7 protein-coding genes are annotated in these 6,775 nt (G+C 73.1%); 4 read left to right on the forward strand and 3 right to left on the reverse strand.

The features are described 5' to 3' along the window. The 3 genes from G5C65_RS28380 to G5C65_RS28390 all read right to left on the reverse strand — a co-directional run. Positions 1 to 329 (reverse strand): helix-turn-helix domain-containing protein (locus G5C65_RS28380; protein WP_165301876.1); only part of this gene is annotated, 329 nt, incomplete at its 3' end. A 59-nt stretch (positions 330 to 388) separates the two neighbouring features. Then, positions 389 to 1,432: a PI-PLC domain-containing protein gene (locus G5C65_RS28385; protein ID WP_165301877.1), complete on the reverse strand. Its 1,044-nt coding sequence runs from the start codon at positions 1,430 to 1,432 to the stop codon at positions 389 to 391. Between the two features lie 200 nt (positions 1,433 to 1,632). Continuing rightward, on the reverse strand, positions 1,633 to 3,261 hold the full coding sequence (locus G5C65_RS28390) for an nSTAND1 domain-containing NTPase (RefSeq protein WP_165301878.1): 1,629 nt from the start codon (positions 3,259 to 3,261) through the stop codon (positions 1,633 to 1,635). A 425-nt stretch (positions 3,262 to 3,686) separates the two neighbouring features. Between G5C65_RS28390 and G5C65_RS28395 the strand changes: the two genes are divergently transcribed. From G5C65_RS28395 to G5C65_RS28410, 4 genes are all read left to right on the forward strand, one after another. Beyond that, positions 3,687 to 4,520 carry an HpcH/HpaI aldolase/citrate lyase family protein gene (locus tag G5C65_RS28395; protein ID WP_165301879.1) on the forward strand — a complete coding sequence of 278 codons (834 nt, stop codon included), beginning with the start codon at positions 3,687 to 3,689 and terminating at the stop codon, positions 4,518 to 4,520. A gap of 134 nt (positions 4,521 to 4,654) precedes the next feature. After that, the gene (locus tag G5C65_RS28400; RefSeq protein WP_165301880.1) at positions 4,655 to 5,884 is read left to right on the forward strand and encodes an aminotransferase class I/II-fold pyridoxal phosphate-dependent enzyme; all 1,230 of its coding nucleotides are present in this window, start codon (positions 4,655 to 4,657) and stop codon (positions 5,882 to 5,884) included. A 132-nt stretch (positions 5,885 to 6,016) separates the two neighbouring features. After that, complete coding sequence (locus tag G5C65_RS28405; RefSeq protein WP_420903368.1) at positions 6,017 to 6,571, forward strand: MaoC family dehydratase; 555 nt, start codon at positions 6,017 to 6,019, stop codon at positions 6,569 to 6,571. Next, the coding region (locus G5C65_RS28410) for a preATP grasp domain-containing protein (RefSeq protein WP_478501614.1) at positions 6,568 to 6,775 on the forward strand (208 nt) is incomplete at its 3' end. The genes G5C65_RS28405 and G5C65_RS28410, both read left to right, overlap by 4 nt.

Below are 6,775 nucleotides of genomic sequence, written 5' to 3' on the forward strand. Positions count from 1 at the left end.
TCCCCCGGGGGCTCGGGCGGCGGCGCGGGCTGTTCGGCGCTGCGCGAGGGCTCCACGCGGTCCGCGGGGAGACAGGCGGCAGCGTGCTCGGTGCCGGTCAGCAGATCCGGGACCGGGATGCTCCAGTGGGCAGCCAGCCGGTCGACATCCTCCAGCTTCCAGGCGGCCTTACCGGACTGACGGCGCGACAGGCCCGTCGGGCTCAGCCCGAGCGCCGCAGCGAGCTCCGACTGCTGCTCTCCTGTGCGCCGACGCAGCTCGTCGACCGTCACCCGCAGGATCGCCTCGGTGCCCCCAGCCTCCGCACCGGACCCGGATGTCGTCACCATGCACGGACCCTACCAGGGGGCTTGCGAATTCCGCACCGACAACCCGTGGTGTCGTCGCCCTAGGATCCGGTGCCATCGGACCTCGCCTCCGTGCCGCGGCCGGTGCCGAAGGGGATGTCCCGCGGGGTGGCCATCCGGCGGGTCTCCGGGTGGGCCTTTACGTAGTCCGTGATGTACGAGAGCGACTGCTTCACCGTGCCGTCGTCCGTGCCGCAGCCTTTCGGGCCACTGACCCCGTCCGGGTAGCACGACATCCGGTTTCCGTAGATCAGGCTGTCCACGGCGGGGCTGCCCTCGGAGGCGTCGAGGAGGGCGGCGGCGCGTTCTCCATCGCCCGTGCTCACCGTCCAGCCGACGGTCTGCGCGAGTTCCCCGGCGTCCCGGTCCTTCCTGGCGGCTGCCAGCTCCTCCCGGATGCTGCCGAACTTCAGCGCCATGCTGAACAGGCCGTTGTCCATCACGCGCTGGTTTCCGGGAACGTCCGGGCCGTGCTCGGCGAAGCCGTCCCGCACGTGGGCGTGGTCACCGCTGAAACTGACCGCCTCCTGGGAGTTCAGATCGCCGAGGGCGGTCCTCCAGCCGCTGCCGCCTTCCTTGCCGTAGAAGCCGTACAGGACCCGGATTCCCTTGCTCTCCAGCTTTTCGCGCGCCATGTCCCGCAGCGCGCCCACGGAGCAGTGGCGCCATTCGGGGTCGTTGCTGTCGCACCAGTCGGGGTTCTTCATGTCCAGCCAGACGAACGAGACGTGGCGCCCGGCCGTATGCTCCTTCGCCACCTGGTCGAACATGTCCGGCATGGGGTCGCCGTAGCTGGTGAGGGTGCCGTCGTGGTCCGCCCACCAGCCCTCGCGCCAGGCCGTGGCGTCGATCTCCAGCGCGTTGGCCCCGTTCCTGAGCGCCGTGGTCACCCCTCCCCTGGTCAGCACCCGGTGGGCAATGGCCCAGGTGGGACGCTGTTCGCCGGTGGCGGGCGCGGTGCCGGCCGTGGCCGTGGCGGGCGCGCCCCCGGGGGCGGCCGCCGCGGCTCCGGTGCCGAGGGTGGCGGTGATGAGGGTCAGGGCCAGGGGGAGCAGTACGGCGTGCAGGCGTCGCGGGGCGGTCATACGGGAGCGGGGCCTCTCTGGTCTTCGGTCGGGTCGGGGCTTCCGGCTGCCGGGCAGCGGCCTGCTCCGGGACACCGGGCAGGTCGGCTGGCCGTGACTGCGTACCGTACGTCAAGTTACCCGCGGGTAATGGATGGTTGCGGTCTGTGCGCGGGCCTCCCGGCGCTCGGGCCCTCGCCCGCCGGGGAGGGCCGGCGGGGTCACTGCGGTGCCGTGGCGGTGACGGCGGCGAGGGCCGCGGCCAGCACGGCGACGACGGCCGCCAGGCACAGGATGAGGTGCTGCTGGCCGCGGAGGTAGGCGCGGGTGGCGTCCGCCGTGTGCTGCCGCGCCGTCTCCGCCTCCGTCGAGGCGCTGAGGAACGCCCTCTCCCGCGCGGTGGCTTCGTGGCGCTCCCGGGTGCACAGCATGCGGGCCTCGGCGAGGTCCGCGCCCTGGTAGAGGCGCTCCGGGGGGCGGCCGTTCGCGTGCCAGGCGCGGGACGCCTCCGTCAGGCGACGGTGGATGCGCAGGCCCTCGGGGTCCGCCTCCGCCCACCGCGCCAGTCGGGTCCACGCCCTCGGCACGGCGGGGTGCGCCCACGCGACGCGGTCGCGGTCGAGGGTCACCACCCGGGCCTGTGCGAAGCGCTCCAGCACGGTACGGGTCGACACGTCGTCGTCCAGGTCCGTGCAGGCGACCGCGTGCGGTCCGGCCTCCGCGGAGCCGTCCCCCGCGGCCAGCCGTAACAGGACGGTGCCGGCCCGGCGGTGCAGCGCCTCGGGGAGGTCGGTGTACACGGCCTCGGCGGAGCGCGCGAGCCTGTCTTCGATCCCGCCCGCGGCGCGCAGCGCGGCCAGGCTCAGCGTTCCGCCGCTGCGGTGCGGCCAGGCGTCGCGCAGTACGGCCGACAGCAGCGGCAGGGACCCCGGCAGTCCGGCGGCCGCCGCGGTGAGCCGGGCGGCCAGGGCTTCGTCGGGTGCGCACCCGGCGCGGGCGCCGGGCGCGGTGATGGCCCGGTGCAGCTCCTCGGGCCGCATCGCGCCGACGACGAGGGGATCCTCGAACAGGGCGGAGGAGGGCAGGGGCTGGTCGAGGCAGTGGTCGTGGATGTCGGCGCGGGTGCAGATGACCATGCGGTGGTTCGGGGCGCCGGCGGTCGTGGCGGAGCCGAGCATGGCGAGGAAGTGGGTGCGTTCGGCGCGTGAGCGGCAGCGGGTGAACACCTCCTCGAACTGGTCGATCACGAGGAGCGGCTCGTCGTCCCCGCGGGCGGGTCCGGCGCCCAGCCGGGCGAGGCACTGTGCGAGCTCCCGCAGCGGGTGCGCGCCGGGCGTGAAGCCGACGATCGCCGCCTGCCGGCCCTCGGCGCGCAGCCGGGCGATGAGCCCGGCGTTCAGCAGGGACGTCTTACCCGCGCCCGAGGGGCCGGTGACGGTGACGACGCGGCGCTCCCGCAGCCGCTCCAGCAGGTCGGCCAGCAGCGCGTCCCGGCCGTAGAACCACTCCGCGTCGTCGGGCCGGAAGGGGGCGGCCCCGATGTAGGGCACGGGGTGGCCGTCCCCGGGACGGGCCCCGCTGCCGGTCCGGTGTCCGCCCTCGGCCGCGAGCGCGGCGGCCACCTCGTGCCAGCGCCGCTGCCAGGCGCGGATGTCGCCGCCGCACGCCTCGACGTAGGCGGCGGTCACCGCGAGCGTCGGCAGCCGGCGCCCGCCCGCGGCCACCGAGAGGCTGGCGGCGGAGGTGTGGGCGCGCAGGGCGAGTTGCCGGTAGGTGGGGCTGCCCGCCTGCTCCCGCAGCAGGCGCAGGTCCGTGGCGAACCGCAGCAAGGGTGTGTCCCCGCTGTCCAAGGGCCGTTCCTGACGTGGCACCCGAATCCCCCTTCTCCCGGTCGTCGCCCTCGGGGGCGACGGCGCGGACGATGCCCGACGGTCTGCCTGCGGCAGTGCATACGGCGGCTGTGCGTACGGCGGCTGTGCGTACGGCGGCTGTGCGGCGCCGGTGTTGTTCGAGGGTGTTCACGCACGCTGTGCGCGAGGCTGTGCACGGCGGCATCGCGGAACCCGCCGTCCCGGCGGGGGCGCGATCTGTTCCCTTGTCCCGCGCGGATCGTGCGTCGTCGGTTGTTCGGCGTTATTCAACGTTGAAGTTCATTGTGCCGAGTGGGTACTGAACAACGCGATGTCCGGTAGGCATGGAACAGCAGGGCAGCCGGATCACGAGCACCGGCCGCCGGCTTCCGAGTAGCGTGATGCCTTCCGTCGGGGGACCCCTCATGAAGTTTTCCCGGTACTGCCGCTCTCTTCTGTCCACGCCCGCCACCGCGGTGCACCGGTATGCGAACAGCCACGAGTCGGGCGCCGACATCGCCATGGTGGACCTTGAGGACTCCGTGCCGCCGCAGCGCAAGGAGGAAGCCCGGCGTCTCGCGGCGGACTTCTTCACCGGCCCCGCCGTTCCGGCGCGCCTGGCGATCCGCATCAACACCGTCAGTGAACCGGACGGCCTGCAGGACCTGCTCGCGCTGCGGCACTACCCGGTCAAACCGGCCCTCGTCCTGATCCCCAAGGCGGAGTCCGCGCGCGACATCGAGATCGTCGCACACACGCTGGCCGCGACCTGCCCGGACACGGAGTTCTTCGCCGTGGTGGAGACGCCGCGGGGGCTGGTGAACGCCGCTGCCATCGCCGCCGTCTCCCCGCGGCTGCGGGCCGTGGTCTTCGGCGCCGCGGACTACGCCTTCGCGGTGGGCGCGCGCCTGGCCTGGGAGACGCTGGCGTATGCGCGGGCCACGGTGGTGAACAGCGCAAGGGCGGCCGGGGTCGAGGTCATGGACGCCCCGTACTTCGAGGTGTTCGACGCGGAGGGGCTGCGCCGGGAGGCCGCAGCGGCGCGGGATCTCGGGTTCAGCGGAAAGGTCACGCTGCACCCGCGCCAGGTCCCCATCGTCAACGAGGCGTTCTCCCCCGGCCCCGGCGTGCTGGACCGCGCCCGCAGGGTCGTGGCGGCGGGCCAGGAGAGCGGCAGAGGAGCGGCGCTGGTCGACGGGGCCATGGTCGGCGCGCCCTTCTTCGAGGCGTCCCAGCAGCTGGTCGAGGAGTTCGGATAGGTCCTCCGCCGCCGTCCGCCGGACGGGCGCGCCCCGCCTCACACGTCACGCAAGAGCCACGCAAGAGCCTCGCAAGAACCAGGCAGAGCCCATCCGTGCGCCCCGTGCGCCCTGTGCCAGGGAGTTACGCGTCCATGAGCCAGAGCCTCCCGCCCGACATCACCGGCCCGCACCGGCACCGCAACAACGCCTCGATGGTCCGGACCGCCGATCCCGCGTGGCACGCCGCGGCCAAGGCCGGCCTCATCGGCGTCCGCGTCGACACGCCCGACGCGAACAACCGGCTCGTCGTGCGGGAGACCGGGCACGAGTTCGTCAACATGTGTTCCTGCGGCTATCTGGGGCTCAACCACCATCCGCAGGTCCTCCAGGGAGCGATCGACGCCCTTGAGGAGGCGCAGGCCACCTCGCTGGTGCTGTCGACCACCCGGATCCGCCACAACCTGCTGGTCCGTATGGAGGAGGAGCTGAGCGAGCTGTTCGGCGCCCACATCCTGCCGGGCGCCTCCTGCACCGCGCTCACCGCCGGCATCCTGCCGCTCGTCGCCTCGGGGCACCTGACCGACGGGCAGCCGCGCGTCATGGTCTTCGACCGCTTCTGCCACTTCTGCATGTCGTATGTGAAGCCCGTGTGCGCCGAAGAGAGCCTGGTGCTGACCTGCGACCACAACGACCTCGACCACCTGGAGGAGATCTGCCGCACGTACCCGCGCGTGGCCTACGTCGCCGACGGGGCGTACTCGATGGGCGGGACGGCGGCGCTCGACGGGCTGAGGAGGCTTCAGGAGCGGTACGGGCTGTTCCTCTACATCGACGACTCGCACTCGCTGTCCCTCCTCGGCGACCGCGGGGAGGGGTTCGTGCGCTCCCGGCTCCCGATGAACGAGCTGACCGTCATCGTCGCCAGCCTCGGCAAGGGGTTCGGCACGGGCGGCGGTATCGCGATGCTGGGCAGCCGGGCGATGTTCGAGTTCCTCCACCGGCACGCCGGGCCGGTGGGCTGGTCGCAGAACATGTCGCTGCCGATGGTGGGCGCCTCGCTGGCCAGCGCCGCGATCCACCGCTCGCCCGAGCTCGGGGAACTCCAGCGCCGCCTCGCGGAGAACGTCGCCCACTTCGACCGCGTCCTCCCGACGCCGTTCGCGGACAACGGCCTTCCGGTGCGCCGGATCACGGTCGGCGACGCGGACGACGCCGTGCGGATGTCCGGCGAGCTGTTCCAGCGGGGCTACTACAGCTCAGCGGTCTTCTTCCCCATCGTCCGGCGCGGCGAGGCGGGCCTGCGCATCATGCTCCGCGCCGACCTCACCGGCGAGCAGATCGACGCCTTCGCCGACACCGTCAGGGACGTCCTGCCCTCGTGACCCGCGAGCCGCAGTGATCCGTGAGAGGACGCGTACATGGACGAGGAACGTGGCGAGGAACGCGCCGGGGAACGTGGCGGGGAACGTGGTGGCGCCGTCGCCGGCACGACCGGGCCGGGCCGGGGCGGGCCCGTGCCGCCGACCGGTTACGAACGCCTCGCAGAGCAGCGGTACCGGGAGGTGGTGGGGTTCTGCTACGAGGAGTTCACCGTGGGCGACGTGATCGAGCACCGTCCCGGCCGAACCGTCACGGAGATGGACAACGTGCTGATGAGCATGCTGTCCATGAACGCATCCCCGCTGCACATCGACGCCGCCCACTGCGCGACGCTGCCGTGGGGCCGCCCGCTGGTCTCCAGCCTGGTGACGCTCAGCATCGTCGGCGGCATGACCGCACGCAGCACCAGCGGCCGGGCCCTGGCCAACCTCGGCTGGGACCACATCCGGCTGCCCGCCCCGGTGTTCCCGGGCGACACCCTCTACGCGCAGAGCGAGATCCTCGCCAAGCGGCGCTCCCGCAGCCGTCCCGGCGAGGGCATCGTCTCGTGCCGGACGACCGGCACCAAGTCCACCGGCGAGGTGGTGCTGGTCTTCGAGCGCAGCTTCCTGGTGCCGTGCCGGACCGGAGGCGGCGAGAGCGCCGAGCCGGCGTCCCCGGCCGTGCCCCCGCCCGGGGAGGCGGTGTGAGGACGCTGCTGATCGGCAACAGCCGAACCGAGGAGATGACCGGCGGCCTCGCGCGCCAGCCGCCCGAGGCCCGCACCGCCGCCGCGTACGCGGCCCACCGCATGCTGTGGTGGGCCCGGGAGGGGGACGTACTGGTCCTGCCCACCCTGCCCGACGACGCGCTCGCCGACTACATCACGGGGCTCACCGGCACCCCCCGTGCCT

This window comes from Streptomyces boncukensis (assembly GCF_011045075.1).
Lineage (GTDB): Bacteria > Actinomycetota > Actinomycetes > Streptomycetales > Streptomycetaceae > Streptomyces > Streptomyces boncukensis.

What these genes read in the sequence shown, in the direction of transcription:
- G5C65_RS28385 (WP_165301877.1), bottom strand. Translation starts at nt 1,432, where the DNA reads ATGACCGCCCCGCGACGCCTGCACGCCGTACTGCTCCCCCTGGCCCTG.
- G5C65_RS28395 (WP_165301879.1), top strand. Translation starts at nt 3,687, where the DNA reads ATGAAGTTTTCCCGGTACTGCCGCTCTCTTCTGTCCACGCCCGCCACC.
- G5C65_RS28400 (WP_165301880.1), top strand. Translation starts at nt 4,655, where the DNA reads ATGAGCCAGAGCCTCCCGCCCGACATCACCGGCCCGCACCGGCACCGC.